Raw genomic sequence first — 16,391 nt, 5'->3', positions numbered from 1 at the left:
TATATATGAAGTTTGGTGCCCGCATTCTCAAAACAGGAATAGCGATTGTTTTAGCGCTTTATATTTCGGAACTGCTTAATCTTCCTGCTCCTGTCCTTTCTGGGATTGCTGCTATTTTTGCCATCCAGCCAACCATCTATCGTTCTTATCAGACGGTGCTGGAACAAATTCAAGGAAATATCATCGGTGCCTTAGTCGCCATTTCCTTCGTTTTATTGTTTGGTAATGATATTTTCATTATCGGATTGGCCGTAATGGTAGTCATTACGATAAATCTGAAATTGAAAATGGATAAGACGATCGTACTTTCCATCGTGACGGTTATTGCCATTATGGAAAGCCAAGAAGGAGAATTTTTAAACTTTGCATTTGTGCGTCTTTCATCCGTCTTACTTGGGATTATTGCTTCATTTATTGTCAATCTCGTTTTCATCCCGCCAAAGTATGAGGCAAAGCTATATACGCGCATAACCGATGTGACGGAAGATATTTTGAAATGGATCCGAATAAGCACTAGGCATGCTACAGAACATACCTTATTGAAAAAGGATATTAGCAGATTAAAAGAAGATTTGCTTGATTTAGAGCATATCTATTCCATGTATAAAGAAGAACGTGAATATTTCAAAAAGAAAAGTGTAGCTAAATCAAGGAAGCTTGTCGTGTATCGTCAAATGATCATCACGACGAAAAAGGCGTTTGAGACCTTGAGAAGGATTCATAAATTCGAGAATGAAATCTATCATATGCCTGAAGACTTCCAGAAGACGATTTTACATCATCTTGATTCCCTCATACGTAAGCATGAGCAGCTGATTTTATTGCATATCGAAAAAATCAAAAACATTGAGGAAATCGATGATTGGGATCAGGGTTCCCTCAGCCGCAAAGACCTTCTTGCCCTCTTCTTTGAGCAACAAAACGAAGTCGACGAAATGCATGATGACCTCGGGCATCTTTCCGCCCGCCTTGTTCCATTGATTTCTTACATCATTGAGTATGACGAACAATTGGAGCATCTCGAAAAGCTGATTGTCAGCTTCCAATCCTTCCATAAAGATGAGAATGAAGTGTCTATCCAATATGAAGAAGATTAATAGAGAGACGGTTCACTAGATAACCGTCTCTTCTTTTATGTCGGGCTCCCAACATTTTCTCTCCAATATATGTGAATAGTCTAACTATATAGAAAATATCATTCCCCATTGACATTTATTCACAAACGAATTAAGCTAAGATAACTCAACAATAATGTTTAAACTCAGCACTTGCTGAGAGACGGAATTTTAAAAGGATTTCCTTTTTTCGTTCGTCACTTGCCATCTAGGCAGGTGGCGATTTTTATTTTTTAGGGGTGAAAAAACATGCAACTTTTGAAGTATTCTATAATGGTTTTAATTGGTTCCATCTCATACGGCACATTATCCACCATGATGAAATTCGGATTCAAGGATGGTCATTCTTCCGGGGACCTAGTCGGCAGTCAATATTTGATTGGATGGCTGATCGTCGCCGTTTTGTTCCTTTTTTCGTTTAAATATAAAATTTCTTGGAAAAATGCCGGTTTGCTTGCCATTACTGGGATGATGTCCGCTTTTGTCGGAAAAGCCTACGCGGTGGCCGTTGCGGAGCTTCCGGCTTCCATTGCCGTAGTATTTTTATTTCAGTTCACCTGGATTGGTGTCCTTATTGAAAGCATCATAAACAAAAGACGTCCAGATCGAAGCAAGGTCCTGGCCATCTACTTGCTCTTTATCGGGACATTATTTGCAGGAGCCATCTTTGGCCAGCCTCTCTCTGCCCTTAGTTTGACGGGGGTATTATTCGGGCTTCTGTCTGCCTTGCTCTTTGCTCTTTACATGTTCTGCAACTCTAAGTTCGCCGTTGAAGAGCCCTCGATGAAACGTTTGTTTTTCATTGCGACAGGTGCCATGCTGACTGCGGTATTCACAACCAATCCGGTAACGCTTGCCACCAATCTTGTCGAAACCAACCTTTGGCAATTCGGTCTATTGCTCGGTACACTTGGTGTTGTGGTTCCCTTCTTTTTCTTTGCCGTCAGTATGCCGAAAGTCGGCGTCGGCCTGGGGACGATCCTATGTGCCGCAGAATTGCCTTCCGCGATGGTCGTTTCCGTCATCTTCCTTGGAGAAGGCGTAACATCCCTTCAATGGTTTGGAATGTTCTTGATTATCGTCGGAATCGCCTTGCCGGAGTATTTAAAGTATTTGTTGAAAAAGACTCATACCAAGAAAAAGCCTTTGCACGAAAAAAGGGTTTCTTAATGTAACATTCATACGAAAAAAAGAGAAGGATAGCTGAAGCAACTTTTTTTGCCTCAGCTATCCTTTTTGCCGTTTCAGTACAATGCCTTGATGGATAATAATAGACATATACATGCTAACGTAAAGAAAAGGACCGAAATTTTGAGATTCTTTCTCATATTAAATCCGTAGGCACTAAAGAAGATGGCAGCGGCTAATTTGGCAAAACCTTTGAAATAAGCATGATCTGAAAAAAGAGTACTGCTAAAAACAACGGAAATCACCAAAGTTACAAAGATTAGAATTTTAAACCACAATGACTCTCTCAGGAAATGTCTAACCATAAATTTTATCCGCTGCATGATTGTATAACTCCCCTTCGATACTCTTTATTAACTAAGTGTATGGTATTTTAACAAGTTTATTAGAATACTCTGCCCCGAAATTCATCTGCATCCTATGTATTCCACAATGATCAAAAAGACCATCCCGCAACAGCGAGATGATCTTTTTTTGATGTCAGTTATCCAATTGTTGCACCTGAAAGAGTTTATAATAATTACCTTGTTTTTGCATAAGCTCTTCGTGTGAGCCGATTTCGGTGATTTCCCCGTTATCGATATGGACAATTCGATCGGCATGCGTGATGGTGGAGAGACGGTGCGCCACGATGATCGTGGTTCGGTCCTTCGCCAATATATCAAGGGCTTCTTGAATATTATGTTCACTTTCCAGGTCAAGGGCCGATGTTGCTTCATCCAGGACAAGGATCGGTGGGTTTTTTAGAAAGACCCGGGCGATAGCTACCCGTTGCTTTTGGCCACCTGAAAGTTTCACGCCCCGCTCGCCCACTTTCGTATCATAGCCTTCTTTCAATCCCATAATGAATTCATGGGCGTTGGCTGCTTTGGCGGCTGCAAATACCTCTTCGTCAGTAGCATCGGGTTTCCCCATCAGGATATTGGCCTTCACAGATTCACTGAATAAGATGTTATCTTGCAGCACCATCCCGATTTTATCGCGCAAGCTTCGAACTTGATAGTTTCGGATATCGGTTCCGTCCAGTAAAACGGCCCCTTCCGTGACATCATAGAACCGGGAAATCAAACTGACGATGGAGGATTTTCCCCCACCACTCATGCCGACCAGTGCAATGGTTTCACCAGGCAACACATCCAGGTTGATATGTTTTAGAACAGGTGCCTCCTTCTCGTCATAAGCAAACGAGACATCCTTGAAGGTGATCCGTCCGTCCACATGCTTCAGTTCTTTTGAATCCGGTGCATCATCGATATCGTACTTCTCATCCACGAACTCGAATACCCGGTCCATGGAAGCCAATGTTTGGGTCATCGTCGTCGATGAATTGACTACGCGACGTAGAGGATTATAGAGCCTGTCTATGAACCCGACGAAGGCGACCATCGTTCCGAGTGTCAACTGCCCCTGTATGACTTGATATCCGGCAAAGCCAATCACCAGTAATGGGGCAATGTCCGTAATCGTATTCACGACGGCAAACGATTTTGCATTCCAGCTTGTATGCTTGAGTGCCTTATCGAGGAAATTTTTATTCTGCTTCGCAAACAGTTCCTGCTCGCGGTCTTCTATCGCAAAACTTTTGATGACAGACATCCCCGAGACACGCTCGTGAAGATGACTCTGCACATCGGCCAGAGCTTGTGACCGTACTCTAGTATAGATCCTAAGCTTGCCGAAGAAATGCTTGATTGAAAACGCATAAAAAGGCAGCATGAGAATCGAGACGATCGTCAGCTTCACATCCATCGTAAACATGATCACAATGACAATGGCGATGGTGGCGATATCGAGCCAAAGGTTCATCAGGCCCGTAATCACGAAATTCTTCGTTTGCTCGACATCTGTGATCATCCTTGAGATGACCTCGCCCACCCTCGTATTGGAATAATATTTAAAACTTAATTTTTGCACATGAGTGAATAAATTATTGCGAATATCATATAAAATCTTCGTTCCGGTCCATTGGGCAAAATATTGCCGGTAGTATTCAATCGGAGGCCTTATTGCCACGAAAATGAATACCATGATGCCCATCACCCACAGGAGGTGTTCGGTTTTCTCTTCTGTCGTCAGATTTCCATTAATGATGTCATCTACAACATATTTACTTAATAAAGGAATCAACAGTGGAATTCCGAATTTTAACAGACCTATGAAGACTGTCCCGATAATCTGCCATTTATATGGCTTAACGAATTGCATATATCTCTTAATGCTGCCCACGGGGTCCCTCCATTTTTTTATCTATTTTCTCTTCTTACTATACCCTATTAGCCTTGATTGTCCGACCATCTGCAAAAGAAAAAGCCTGCAATGTTAGCAGCAGGCCCCCTCACTGTTATCGATACGTTAAAAAACGTTCATACCAACTATCAATAAATTCCGCTGAGAATGGTCCTTTTCTCTGGCGAATCATATATATTAGATAGTCTACATTCTGCTTTAGTATTTTATCGATAGCTTCAGGATAATTCATTTCCTTCGAATGTCTTTCATATTCATCCTCATCCAGCAAATTAAACGTCATATCTGGGAATACTTTGATGTCCAGGTCATAATCAATGTATTTCAGTGCTTCTGGATCGTATGTGAACGGAGAACTGATATTACAGTAGTAATACACCCCGTCCTCTCTCAACATGCCAATCACATTAAACCAATACTTTGAATGAAAGTAACAAATCGCCGGTTCCCTTGTGATCCAGGTCCTACCATCAGATTCCGTCACGATCGTTCGGTCATTGGCCGCAATCACCAAGTTTTGAGTTCCCTTCAAGACGGTGGTTTCTTCCCAGATACGATGGATATGTCCATTATGTTTATAGCTTTGGATTTGGATTTTTCCTCCTTCAGCAGGAACAATCCCCATTTATCTCTCCCTACTTTCTATAGACACCTTCAACGTACTGTGCCCTATTCCGTTACAATCGTGTGGATTCGCTTATATACATTTTTCCATTTACCCTATATTCCTATATTATAGCGATTTATTAGGAAATTTAAAACAAAAGAGGCTAATCTACAGTAAAAATGTGTAAAAAGATTAAAAAAAGCAATCTTTTTCCTCATTCTCATCTGAAAATTAGCCAATGTTTTTATTGAACTGCCGCCTGCTCCTGTTGATAACATCGAATGACATCCTCCGTTTGCCGCTCGAATGTTTCATGAATCGTCTTCAATTCCATTTTTCTATGTTGAATTTCCTCTTGAACGGCGACCGCTTTATCTTCTTCCTGATTCGTAAGGAATTGTTTCTCTATATCTTGGTATCTTTCGATTTCGGATTGTACATATAAAAGTCGTTCCATCGTTTTCAACTGGGCGTTAATGAGCCGGTTAAATTCCTCCATATTTGCACCATCCTACATCTGTATTTTTCCCATAGTATGTATATTCTATTTATTTACAGTATTTCCTTTTACATTTAATTTAAAACTTATCCCTTCTCTAAATTTTAACAAAATCCCCTTTCATCTATTCGTCTGGGCAGGCAAGATTAAAACGGGACCAAGGGCGCCAAGCGTGAAGTGGAACTAACATCAATATAGGGTAGGTTCATGGCAAATGATCACAATAAAAGGCACCCTTCAAAAGAAGGATGCCTGGTCGTGGTTGGAGTTCAATTACCCTTGGCTTTTTTTGCTTTGGGATTTTTGATTTTGCTGTTTCACATCTTGTACATTTGTTTCACTCGCAAACTCTGTACCGTATTGGCCTTGGCCTTGTTGAGATTGCGCGTTTTGTTTTTTAACTTGTTGGATGTCAGTACCTGATTGTGTTTTGTTGTTGTAATTAGCCATTGATATCACCTCCACGGTAATAAGATATCCATCATCACCGTGGTCTATCCGGCTAATTTTTACCAATTACTTAGACGAGCAGGGAAATTCCGCCATCGACGATGATCGTTTGCCCACGGATCATGCTTGATTCGTCCGCTATCAAGAAGAGAATCGTGTTCACCATATCCTCCACTTCGACCATCCGTCCTGCAGGTGTTTGTTCAGCGGCTTCCGCAAGCATTTGTTCGCGGTTTGGGAATGACTTTAAGGCATCCGTATCAATGACACCGCCTGAAACCGCATTGACGCAAATGTTTCTTGAAGCCAATTCCACGGCCAAATACCTTGTCAATGCTTCGAGTGCAGCTTTTGATACTCCGACTGCGGTATAGTTTTTCAGATATCGGATCGAACCGAGTGAACTGATGCTGACAATTTTACCTCCGCCGTTCCTTTCCATTAACTTTGCCGCTTCCTGGGCACAAAATAGAAGGGCTTTCGTATTGATATCCATGGTCCAGTCCCAATGTGTTTCTTCAAGCTCCATTAAAGGACGCTGTACGCCAGATGCCGCATTATTGATGAAAACATCCAAACGCCCGTAATGGGCATCGATTTCGGCGAACATATTCTTCACTTTTGCAACATCGCCGACATTGGCCTTTACGACAAGCGCTTTCCTCCCCATGGCTTCGATTTCAGCAGCTACTTCTAATGCTTTGGACTTGCTCCGGGCATAATTAATAACAAGGTCGTACCCTTCTTTTGCAAGCCGTAATGCCGTACTTCTTCCGAGACCCTTACTGCTACCTGTAACGAGTGCTACTTTTTGTTCCATATGTTTATTCCATCCTTTCTGAGTGAACATTAAAGTATAACGAATAAAAAAGGAGTGTGTGTCTATGTATGTTGGACGAGATATGACAGAGTTGTCCATGATGGAGAAATCGGATTGGGAAAATAGCGAGCTTGCCTATTTTCATCACTCCCTTCAACAAATGGTACCTTATTTGAACCAAGAAGGACAGAGTATCCATAAGGAAATTGTTCAAGAAATCGAAAGAAGGGGCGGGCTGAAAAGGCAGGAAGCCGATTACACCCATGGCACCGAAATCGTTTCCGATTGATTGACAAACAAAAAAGATGCCGAAAACGGCATCTTTTTTATGAATGGAAACCGGAAACTGAATATATCGACGGTAAATAGGTTTTATCATCTAAATCTGAAATATATCTATTAAATAGACCTGTTTATCTTCACTAAAATAGATTTTATCGATTTTTCGACAAAATACTGCCGAGCTGAACCGTATTAGCCCCTGTCGTTATAGGCTTTCATCATCTTTTGGTGAGAGACTGGAAACGCAAATTCCTCCATCGCCTCTTTACTCACCCACTTCAGCTGATTTTCCGCTAAGATGTCATCACCGATTGGTTCCTTCACCACTCCGGTATACGTATCCATCTTCCATACCAGATGGGAAAAGACATGTTCAATTTTGACGAGCGAATCGATCAATTCCGGTTTGCTACCGTAAGTTTCAAGAAAACGCGCCTCAAAAAATTCCCGTTTATGTTGAAGGGTTGTGTGAATCTCGAAGTTCGGGTATTCCCAAAGGTTCGCAAGCAAGCCTTCCGACGCCCGCTTGTGAATGAGGAATTCACCTTTTTCATTCGTCAAAATCGCAGCCACGATCGGTACGTCACGCGACTTTTTCTTTTGGATCTTGACCGGCAGCTCTGACTGTACTCCCTCCTCAAATGCCAGGCAATGGCTTTGCACAGGGCATAACAGGCAGGCTGGCTTGCCTGGCGTGCAAATGAGTGCACCCAGTTCCATCAGGGCCTGATTGAACTCAGACGTATGATTGGGATCGATTAGCTTGCGTACGGCGACCTCGAAGGTTTTCCTCGTCTTCGGCTTAGCGATGTCTTCATAGATCATCAAGATCCGGGACAACACACGCATGACATTTCCATCGACGGCCGGTTCTGGCTTTCCATAGGCAATGCTTAGGATCGCTCCGGCCGTATAAGGTCCGACACCCTTCAGTTTCGAGATTTCCTCTGGGCTATCCGGGACAATCCCATTATAGGATGCTTGGACTTCCTGGACAGCACTATGCAGATTGCGGACCCTTGAATAATAACCAAGGCCTTCCCACGCTTTTAATACCTTTTCCTCATCGGCAACCGCGAATTCACCAAGAGTGGGGAACCAGTCCATAAACCGGTTAAAATACGGGATGACGGTATCCACCCTGGTTTGCTGCAGCATGATTTCAGAAACCCATACCCTGTATGGATCCTTATTTTCACGCCATGGCAAATCCCTTTGTTCTTCAAGGAACCAGTTGACCAAATCTTTCTGAAACGCTTCAATATTTACTTTTTCTATGGTTGGGATCATTATTTCTTTCGCCATTTTGTTCCTCCAAAGATGTTAACTCTTATTAAAAAAGGGGAATACACCATAATGGGCATTCTTTTTTAACAGGCACTCATTTCGTTTTATTGTAAGGGGCAAGGTAAGAAAGTCAAATATATTCATTTGATTGATAATATATAAATACGGTATGATGGAAAGAAGACATATTTTTCTATATTGTGGCAGGGAGGTTTTGCTTTGGATACAGGCACTCACTTTGTCATGGGGATTGCTCTTGGAGGACTTGCCACATTAGATCCTGTTATTGCGCAAAGCCCCATTACTTTCAGTGCGGTAATGGCTGGTACGGTTTTGGGTTCGCAAGCTCCTGACATCGACACCATTCTAAAATTAAAAAATAACGCTGTTTATATACGAAATCACCGGGGAATCACGCATTCGATTCCTGCCGTGTTACTTTGGCCCCTGCTTATCAGTGGCACCCTTTACATGATCATGCCTGAGACGAATTACCTTCATTTATGGCTATGGACATTTCTGGCCGTATTCCTGCATGTTTTCGTCGATATCTTCAACGCCTATGGGACACAGGCGCTACGGCCCATTTCCTCGAATTGGGTGGCACTTGGGGTCATCAATACGTTCGACCCGTTCATCTTCGGGATCCATGTTGGCGGCTTAATATTATGGGGATATGGTTTTCCCCCTGGTTATCTATTTCTGACGATGTATGCCATACTCGTTCTTTATTATCTCGCCCGTTTCAGGGAAAGAGCATTCGTAAAGAGGGCAGTCAGACAGCAGATTCCCGGTGCACGGAAAATTCTCTTATCACCAACGATGAGCTATCACCGCTGGAGAATAGCCGTGACTGCCGAAAAGCATTATTATGTGGCCCGGGCTGATCGAGGCTACGTGACGATTCTTGATACGTTTGATCGAATCCCGCTTCCTGAAAGCAAAGTTCTTGAAGCCGCCAAGCATGATATCAATTTGGCAGCCTTTCTCTCTTTTTCCCCCGTCTACAGATGGGAAATTGAGCAGAACAAGGATTATTATGAAGTCCGGTTCATCGATTTAAGGTACCGCAGCAACGGTTATTATCCTTTTGTCGCCGTTGTTCATTTAGACGATGACTTGAATATCTTGAATTCATTTACCGGCTGGATCTTTAGTGAAGCGAAACTCAAGAAGAAATTGAATATCATTTTGTAGTACCTTCATAAGAAAAAAAGGCTGATTCCGAGGGGGAAATCCCCAATGGAATCAGCTTTTTTTAATGAATTTGGTTCTGTTGATCCAGTAAATGCTTATATTTAGGATTTTTTGCAATGAATTCGTGGAATCGTTCCCCGTAGTTGTCGATCCAAGTCTGGACAACTCGTGATGTCATTTCTTCGCCCGCATATTCATGTCCCGCTTTCGCATAGGTCGCCTCGAAATCTTCCCATAATAATTCAACCCAAGTTAGAGCCTGCTCATACGTTATGTGATCATTTTTCTCGAGCAAAATCTTGGTTAATCTTTCATGGTAATCATTCATCTAAACCACCCCGTTGCCAATATTTTTACAGACTGAATCTTACTGTTCCTTACCCATACTAGTAGAGAACAGAAACACTTTTTTACTTATTCTAATGCTTGGAGGAGAAAAACTTGAGAAATAAACAAAAAGGTTTTCCTAACCAAAACAATAATAAATTCCAAGGCGAACCTCGCGCAAAGGCGAGATATGCTTCAAAACGGGCGGATGGCAGCATCAATACACATCCACAAGAACGTATGAAAGCTTCAAGCGAAAGAACGGAATAAAGATACTACCAAAAGGAATCGGGTTCGTCACGATTCCTTTTTTTATTTCAACATCGAAATGGGCAACGCTTCCTCTTTCCCACTTCCACCTAAACGGTATCCCCAGGCAAAAACGCCATTCATATAATCAATTTTGAAGTAGACACCTGGGTCGCCTTCAACTTGATAAATTTCACCTTTTTTAAAATCATCCGGATTTAACAGATAGGCTTTAGCCATGGTCACTTTCCGTTCCAATACGGAATATTCGTTGACCATTCCCAGTTGCTCGGCTTTTCTCGCCTTTTCCGTCAGTGTGGCAATTTCTTGCTGCAGCTCGTAATCCGACATCGTGCTATATCTTACCTCGCTCATATATAAGGCTCCTTAATTAATAATATGTACTTCTATATTAAACAAAATTATGCGTTTTGGCTATGCATGTACCTTAATCGACATCAGAATCGTTCAAATAGCGGTCGATCAATTCGATGGGGAACCCTTTTCGATATAGTGCCTGCTTCATCTTCTGCTTATACTCAAAGCCTTCATAGTTCCGGTAACGGCGTTGAAGTTTTTCGGCATGATGCGTAAGCGAGGTCCATTGCTCATCCTCGTCTTTTTCCACGCCCACCTCTTCCAAGGCCTCGTGTATGATGTCCCGGGGATATCCTTTACGGGCTAATGTTTGTTCCACTTTTTGCTGTAATGCCCGTTCCGAGATATTCTTTTCTTTCCTGATCGACTTTTCGGCAAGCTTTCTTGCATGCTCCACTTGAATCTCGTGGGGGTATTCCAACAAAGCTTGTTCGATCAGCTTATCCTGAATCCCTTTTTCCTTCAGCTCCTGCTTTAGCGTGATCGGCCCCTTATTGCCACCGTTCACATGCGTCCGGACATAAGCCTTGGCAAAATCGAGATCGTCGAGATAGTGAAAGCTGTACAGCTTATGTATCGCTTCTTTTATAATCGGTTCTTCGATATCCTTCTTTTTTAAATACAGGCGGACTTCTGATTCTGAACGCATGCGGTAGGATAAATAATGGAGGGCATCGGTAAACGCCTTTTGTATTTCATCATGAAACTGCACTTCGGCAAGAAGCAAATCATCGAGTACCGTGCCTTTTTTCAACTGGAACTTCAGAAGGACCTCTTCGTCCACACTGAACGCATATTTTTCATCGACAAATATATTGTAACGGTCTGTTCTTTTCTTTTGGGTCGTTATTTTCGTTATGTTCGGCATACTTTCCACCCCCTTCTTACTTTACCCGTTTCTGTGAACCTTTTCTAGACAAGCACGTCCAAAAATGAAAAAAGAACCCGAGCGTGTTACAGTGAAGGAAAGACAGAAAAAGGATGTGATTTTCATGAAAATAGCCATTGCCGGTGGAAGCGGTTTTGTCGGCTCTGCCCTTATTGACGAATTATTAAAAGAAAATCATGAATTATATATATTGACCAGGCATCCAGATAAATATGATAAGCAAGAGCATATTCATTACGTAGGCTGGCTGAGCGCAGGATCAAGCCCTGAGAGACAGTTGGAAGATCTTGATGTGTTCATCAACCTAGCCGGGGAGTCATTAAATAGCGGTCGTTGGACACAGGAACGGAAACGGACGATTGTCGAAAGCCGGGTCGAGGCTTCCAAGGAAATGAACCGGATCCTCTCCAAGCTTCCAAAAAAAATCCCGTGCCTGATCAATGCCAGCGCAGTGGGATACTATGGCATATCCGACCAGGAAACCTTTACAGAGGAATCGGATTCCATCGGGGAGGACTTTCTGGCCCGCACCGTCAAGCTATGGGAAAAAGAGGCGATGAAATCCAGCCCCTACTGCGAACGTGTCGTCCTCACAAGATTTGGCGTAATCCTGGGGGAAAAAAAAGGGGCACTCCCCATGATGACCCTTCCCTACAAACTTTTCGGCGGTGGAAAAATCGGCAAAGGTACCCAATGGCTTTCCTGGATTCATATTCAAGACGTCGCCCGTGCGGTTTCTTTTTGCATGAAGAAAAAGAATATCCAGGGACCAGTCAATTTCACAGCGCCAAACCCCGTTCAAATGGATACGTTCGGTAAAACGATTGGCGCCGTTATGAAACGGCCTCACTGGTTCCCGGTCCCTCCATTCCTTCTAAAAACCGCACTCGGCGAAATGAGCATCCTGGTCCTTGAAGGGCAAAAGGTCCTACCAAGCAAACTAATGAAGGAGGAATTCACATTCTCCTTTCCCACTCTTAAAATGGCCCTAGAAGATATTTTACATGTATGATTGAAATTATTTGGGAAAAAATAGGACTATCACATGAATTGGAGATGATCTAAATGGCGAAAAAAACGGATAAAGAAAAAAGTTTCCTAACAAGCATGCAAGAGATCACTTACTCTCGCGAATTCAAACAAGCAGATCGAGCCGGCGGTTTTACAGAAAAGAAACCCCGTCGTTAAGTTTGGCGCTTTTTTCCGTACATGATGATCTACCATTCAACACACAATAAGCTGGAGATGATTTAAATCAAAATCATTTCCAGCTTATTTACTTTCATCGAGGGGGCGCTAACATGGGTCGAAATAACATTCACCATAATCGGGATAAAAACAAACAAAAACTGCCACAGGTACCTAAAAACCTTAAAAGTGACGGAATTGATGTCGAATTTTCTACCGAACTAGCCGACCAAGATGATATGGAGGCTCAAGCGCGCGCCAATGCCGCTGACCGCCGGGCCCATAACCGTAAATCATAGCGTTTAGAGGAGGCTGCTTATTCAGCAGCCTCCTCTTATACACACCATCTTATCCACAGCCCTGTTAATATTGTGGATATTTTCTGAATATACCGATAAATAATGGGTAATACGACACCTCTTGATAATATGAAAATAATGTAAATTATGGATAACTCTGTGGATAATGTGGATAACAAGCTATATTCCTTGAATCGTAAGCTTTTTACATGTGGATAACATTTAAAAGGAGACTCCTATGACTGGAGTCTCCTTTTCTTATTCATTCACTAATTCAACTAATGAATCAATCATCACCCATTGTTGCCTTAGACGGTATTCTGTGGATTTTTCATAAACCAATTTGCTTGCGGCAGCTTGATCGCTTTCGGCATTCACTAAACTGCGTCCTTCGAGAATGGAATGTTCATCGACGACCGCATGCCATGCAATTCGAAATGACTTACTCAATTTGTTTCCCCCATTATGTTTTCTCCTGTTGTCCTTTATTTTATCGGCCATTCGCATTTTTCTTTTAAGGGGAATCCTCAAATTATTGTTCTTCCACGACGTTCTCTTCCAACTGTTTGCGAAGCATGAATTTTTGGATTTTGCCGCTGGCGTTTCGCGGCAGCTCCTCACAGAATATATATCGTCGTGGACGCTTATAGTTAGCTAGCGTTATGCTATTCCTGCACCAATCCTCTAAATCCTTCTCAGTTAACGATGGATCTTTCGCCACGATAAACGCCGTCACCGTTTCTCCCCATTTATCATCTGGTTGACCGAGCACTGCACAGTCGAGAACCCCCCGATGTTCATAGAGGGTATCTTCCACTTCACGAGGGTAAACGTTCTCGCCACCCGAAATGATCATATCATCCACCCGGTCCTTGACCCATAGAAAACCGTCTTCATCAAGGAAACCGATATCCCCGGAATGGTACCACCCTTTATGAAGCGCTTTTAGGGTCTCTGGCTCTCTTTGAAAGTACCCTTGCATGATGCAAGGTCCTTTCACGAGGATTTCCCCTGTTTCCCCAGGACCCATGGCATCATCGGGATCCGCTGGCCCATCTTCATTCGGACGGGCAATGACGATTTCATGGCCACGGCATGCCTGGCCGGCTGAACCGGCTTTCCGGATTTGGTCGTCTTCCAGCAGCAAGGTGATGGCTGGACCCATTTCGGTCATCCCGTAAGCCTGGATGAACTGGATGCCCAGTTTTTCCTGGCAAGCGAGCACAAGAGTCGGGGCCATTGGGGCTGCCCCGTACAATCCAAGCTTGAGGCTTTGAATATTATAGTTCTCCAGGTTCTCCTGAAGCAGCATGTTCCACATCGTCGGGGCTGCGAATAGTTTGGTGATTCCTTCCGCTTCGATCAGCTCAAGTGCCAGCTTAGGATTGAACTGATGCATAATCACATTCTTAGCTCCGACCTGAACGCGTGGTAAAAATGAACAGTGCAATTCAGCACAATGGAACATGGGTGCGGTAATCAAACCGACGTCTTGACTTTCATATCTCATCGCCTCTGTTAATATGGCTGACTGCTCGACCATATCCTTATGAAGATGGATCACTCCCTTAGGTCTTCCCGTCGTCCCGCTCGTATACATGATGGCATAGACATCATTTTCATCCACGGCTACATCAACCGGTGTGGAAGATGCATGGATCAGTTTTTCCTGATAACTCTTGGCATAGCTAGGAACTTTCTTATCAATGAACCAGAAAGCAATGCTTGGAAAACGTTTTTCAATCGCCGCCACGGACGATTGCAACTCCTCCTCGAAGATCAGCACCTTTGGCTTTGCATCACTGATGATGAAGGCCAGCTCTTCCGCCATCAATCGAAAGTTAATCGGATTAAAGACAGCCCCAATCTTGGCACAGGCAAAAAACGCGGTGGCCAGTTCTTCATTATTATATAAATACGTAGAAACCCGGTCTCCTTTTTGGACACCTTCTGCTTGAAGCGCAGCCGCCAGTCTATTCACCTTGTCGTTCCACTGGATGTATGTATATCGGGCATTCCTTCTCACGTCGTAGATAGCTTCTTTAATGGGGAATTTTTGAACCGTCTGATCGAATATGGTGTTAATCGTAACCGACATCTTTTTTCCTCCTCAAATACCTGCCATCATCCGGGGGATTCCTGATGATGACAGCTTTCTACTTCATCCAAACTTGACCTTCACGTGAATTTACCGATTACTCAACCTTTCGATGATTGTTGCATTGGCCATCCCATGCCCTTCACACATCGTTTGCAGTCCATAACGGCCGCCTGTCCTTTCCAGTTCATGCATCATGGATACCATCAGGCGGGCACCGCTTCCGCCAAGGGGATGTCCCAGAGCAATCGCCCCTCCGTTTGGATTCAGCTTCTGCGGGTCTGCGCCCGTTTCCTTCAACCAAGCAAGAGGTACAGGTGCAAACGCTTCGTTGACTTCAAAGATATCGATATCTTCGATGGAAAGACCTGACTTTTCCAAAGCCTTTTGCGTAGCCGGAATCGGGCCCGTCAACATCAAAGTCGGATCTGAGCCGACAACCACCCGCGTATGTACTTTAAAACGTGGTTTCAAACCAAGTTCTTCTGCCCTACTTCTCTCCATTAACAGTAAGGCCGCAGCCCCGTCGCTGATCTGGCTCGAGTTCCCGGCATGGATCAGTCCATCTTCTTTAAAAACGGTTTTCAGTCCAGATAGGACCTCTACCGTCGTTCCAGCTCTTGGTCCTTGATCTGCCGTGACGTCAATCGGGTTGCCTTCTTTATCCGTACCTGTAACGGAAATGATTTCCCGGTCAAAATATCCCTCTTTTTGCGCGCGTATTGCCCTCTCATGGCTTTCAACGGAAAATGCATCACATTCCTCGCGTGTGATTTCCCACTTTTCGGCGATTCGTTCAGCTGAGAGTCCTTGGTTGATCACCTCATAGTTGTCAACATACTTTTGGCTCGTAGTCGCCCCTTGGTAATTAAATCCCATCGGAACACGGGACATATTTTCCACACCACCCGCTACGACCACATCCATATCGCCTGATAGGATGGCTTGGGAAGCGAAGTGAACAGCCTGCTGGCTTGATCCACATTGACGGTCGATGGTCGTACCAGGCACTTCAATCGGATAACCGGCAATCAAGGCAGCCACGCGGGCAATATCTCCAGCCTGCTCCCCGGCCTGTGTTACACAGCCTAAAATGACATCTTCAACGATGGCTGGGTCAATTCCTGCTTTTTCAACCAGTTTCCTTAACACTTCTCCAGCTAATTCATCAGGACGAAAGTCCCGCAGGACCCCATTCCTTCTGCCAACCGGTGTACGGATCCCCTCAACAATAACCACTTCACGCATCTAATCGCTTCCCTTCCATTCTT

At 43.6% G+C, this 16,391-nt stretch carries 20 protein-coding genes; 8 read left to right on the top strand and 12 right to left on the bottom strand.

Going from position 1 to position 16,391, the window contains the following annotated elements:
• The first annotated feature begins 5 nt into the window (after positions 1-5).
• Both ACQKL0_RS19295 and ACQKL0_RS19290 read left to right on the top strand, forming a co-directional pair.
• Positions 6-1,097, top strand: coding sequence for an FUSC family protein (locus tag ACQKL0_RS19295; protein WP_402871399.1), 1,092 nt, complete (start codon positions 6-8; stop codon positions 1,095-1,097).
• A gap of 267 nt (positions 1,098-1,364) precedes the next feature.
• On the top strand, positions 1,365-2,285 hold the full coding sequence (locus ACQKL0_RS19290) for an EamA family transporter (RefSeq protein ID WP_427689103.1): 921 nt from the start codon (positions 1,365-1,367) through the stop codon (positions 2,283-2,285).
• 498 nt (positions 2,286-2,783) lie between these two features.
• On the opposite strand, the gene ACQKL0_RS19285 is transcribed toward ACQKL0_RS19290, so the two are convergent.
• The 5 genes from ACQKL0_RS19285 to fabL all read right to left on the bottom strand — a co-directional run bounded on the left by ACQKL0_RS19285 (position 2,784) and on the right by fabL (position 6,926).
• Complete coding sequence (locus ACQKL0_RS19285) at positions 2,784-4,529, bottom strand: ABC transporter ATP-binding protein (RefSeq protein ID WP_427689101.1); 1,746 nt, start codon at positions 4,527-4,529, stop codon at positions 2,784-2,786.
• Positions 4,530-4,644: 115 nt separating this feature from the next.
• On the bottom strand, positions 4,645-5,175 hold the full coding sequence (gene ntdP, locus ACQKL0_RS19280; protein ID WP_402871408.1) for a nucleoside tri-diphosphate phosphatase: 531 nt from the start codon (positions 5,173-5,175) through the stop codon (positions 4,645-4,647).
• Between the two features lie 226 nt (positions 5,176-5,401).
• Positions 5,402-5,656 (bottom strand): YgaB family protein, encoded by a 255-nt coding sequence (locus ACQKL0_RS19275; RefSeq protein ID WP_427689099.1) that lies wholly within the window; start codon positions 5,654-5,656, stop codon positions 5,402-5,404.
• 273 nt (positions 5,657-5,929) lie between these two features.
• Positions 5,930-6,106 (bottom strand): gamma-type small acid-soluble spore protein, encoded by a 177-nt coding sequence (locus tag ACQKL0_RS19270; protein ID WP_402988854.1) that lies wholly within the window; start codon positions 6,104-6,106, stop codon positions 5,930-5,932.
• 70 nt (positions 6,107-6,176) lie between these two features.
• Entirely contained in the window at positions 6,177-6,926 is a 750-nt protein-coding gene (gene fabL / locus ACQKL0_RS19265) for an enoyl-[acyl-carrier-protein] reductase FabL (RefSeq protein WP_402988857.1), read from the bottom strand.
• 64 nt (positions 6,927-6,990) lie between these two features.
• Here fabL and ACQKL0_RS19260 point away from each other — a divergent pair, with 64 nt between their 5' ends.
• Positions 6,991-7,215, top strand: a complete 225-nt coding sequence (locus ACQKL0_RS19260; protein ID WP_427689097.1) for a hypothetical protein — start codon at positions 6,991-6,993, stop codon at positions 7,213-7,215.
• 185 nt (positions 7,216-7,400) lie between these two features.
• Here the strand turns inward: ACQKL0_RS19260 and mutY are convergent, their stop codons facing one another.
• Positions 7,401-8,513 (bottom strand): A/G-specific adenine glycosylase, encoded by a 1,113-nt coding sequence (gene mutY, locus ACQKL0_RS19255; RefSeq protein ID WP_402871422.1) that lies wholly within the window; start codon positions 8,511-8,513, stop codon positions 7,401-7,403.
• Positions 8,514-8,714: 201 nt separating this feature from the next.
• On the opposite strand from mutY, the gene ACQKL0_RS19250 reads away from it, so the two are divergent.
• Positions 8,715-9,692, top strand: coding sequence for a metal-dependent hydrolase (locus ACQKL0_RS19250; protein WP_402871425.1), 978 nt, complete (start codon positions 8,715-8,717; stop codon positions 9,690-9,692).
• A gap of 61 nt (positions 9,693-9,753) precedes the next feature.
• Here ACQKL0_RS19250 and ACQKL0_RS19245 read toward each other — a convergent pair whose 3' ends face one another.
• Positions 9,754-10,020, bottom strand: a complete 267-nt coding sequence (locus ACQKL0_RS19245) for a YfhJ family protein (RefSeq protein ID WP_402871428.1) — start codon at positions 10,018-10,020, stop codon at positions 9,754-9,756.
• A gap of 113 nt (positions 10,021-10,133) precedes the next feature.
• On the opposite strand from ACQKL0_RS19245, the gene ACQKL0_RS19240 reads away from it, so the two are divergent.
• A complete protein-coding gene (locus ACQKL0_RS19240; protein ID WP_402871431.1) occupies positions 10,134-10,289 on the top strand; it encodes a small, acid-soluble spore protein K in 156 nt (51 codons plus the stop codon).
• Between the two features lie 42 nt (positions 10,290-10,331).
• Here the strand turns inward: ACQKL0_RS19240 and ACQKL0_RS19235 are convergent, their stop codons facing one another.
• Positions 10,332-10,643 (bottom strand): YfhH family protein, encoded by a 312-nt coding sequence (locus tag ACQKL0_RS19235; RefSeq protein ID WP_402871434.1) that lies wholly within the window; start codon positions 10,641-10,643, stop codon positions 10,332-10,334.
• A gap of 73 nt (positions 10,644-10,716) precedes the next feature.
• The gene (gene recX / locus ACQKL0_RS19230) at positions 10,717-11,514 is read right to left on the bottom strand and encodes a recombination regulator RecX (protein ID WP_402871436.1); all 798 of its coding nucleotides are present in this window, start codon (positions 11,512-11,514) and stop codon (positions 10,717-10,719) included.
• A gap of 124 nt (positions 11,515-11,638) precedes the next feature.
• Here recX and ACQKL0_RS19225 point away from each other — a divergent pair, with 124 nt between their 5' ends.
• The 3 genes from ACQKL0_RS19225 (at position 11,639) to ACQKL0_RS19215 (ending at position 13,022) form a co-directional block, all read left to right on the top strand.
• Positions 11,639-12,547: a TIGR01777 family oxidoreductase gene (locus ACQKL0_RS19225; RefSeq protein ID WP_427689122.1), complete on the top strand. Its 909-nt coding sequence runs from the start codon at positions 11,639-11,641 to the stop codon at positions 12,545-12,547.
• Positions 12,548-12,600: 53 nt separating this feature from the next.
• Positions 12,601-12,723 (top strand): YfhE family protein, encoded by a 123-nt coding sequence (locus ACQKL0_RS19220; protein ID WP_402871438.1) that lies wholly within the window; start codon positions 12,601-12,603, stop codon positions 12,721-12,723.
• 113 nt (positions 12,724-12,836) lie between these two features.
• On the top strand, positions 12,837-13,022 hold the full coding sequence (locus ACQKL0_RS19215; protein WP_402871439.1) for a YfhD family protein: 186 nt from the start codon (positions 12,837-12,839) through the stop codon (positions 13,020-13,022).
• Positions 13,023-13,280: 258 nt separating this feature from the next.
• Here the strand turns inward: ACQKL0_RS19215 and ACQKL0_RS19210 are convergent, their stop codons facing one another.
• The 3 genes from ACQKL0_RS19210 to ACQKL0_RS19200 form a co-directional block, all read right to left on the bottom strand.
• Positions 13,281-13,472 carry a hypothetical protein gene (locus tag ACQKL0_RS19210; RefSeq protein ID WP_402871442.1) on the bottom strand — a complete coding sequence of 64 codons (192 nt, stop codon included), beginning with the start codon at positions 13,470-13,472 and terminating at the stop codon, positions 13,281-13,283.
• 82 nt (positions 13,473-13,554) lie between these two features.
• A complete protein-coding gene (locus tag ACQKL0_RS19205; RefSeq protein ID WP_427689095.1) occupies positions 13,555-15,120 on the bottom strand; it encodes a fatty acid--CoA ligase in 1,566 nt (521 codons plus the stop codon).
• A 90-nt stretch (positions 15,121-15,210) separates the two neighbouring features.
• Positions 15,211-16,368: a thiolase family protein gene (locus tag ACQKL0_RS19200; RefSeq protein WP_427689094.1), complete on the bottom strand. Its 1,158-nt coding sequence runs from the start codon at positions 16,366-16,368 to the stop codon at positions 15,211-15,213.
• Positions 16,369-16,391 lie beyond the last annotated feature (23 nt).

Origin of the sequence: Peribacillus sp. NPDC097264 (assembly GCF_050277925.1) — a bacterium.
Lineage (GTDB): Bacteria > Bacillota > Bacilli > Bacillales > DSM-1321 > Peribacillus.
This window is presented reverse-complemented; position numbering and strand designations above follow the sequence as displayed.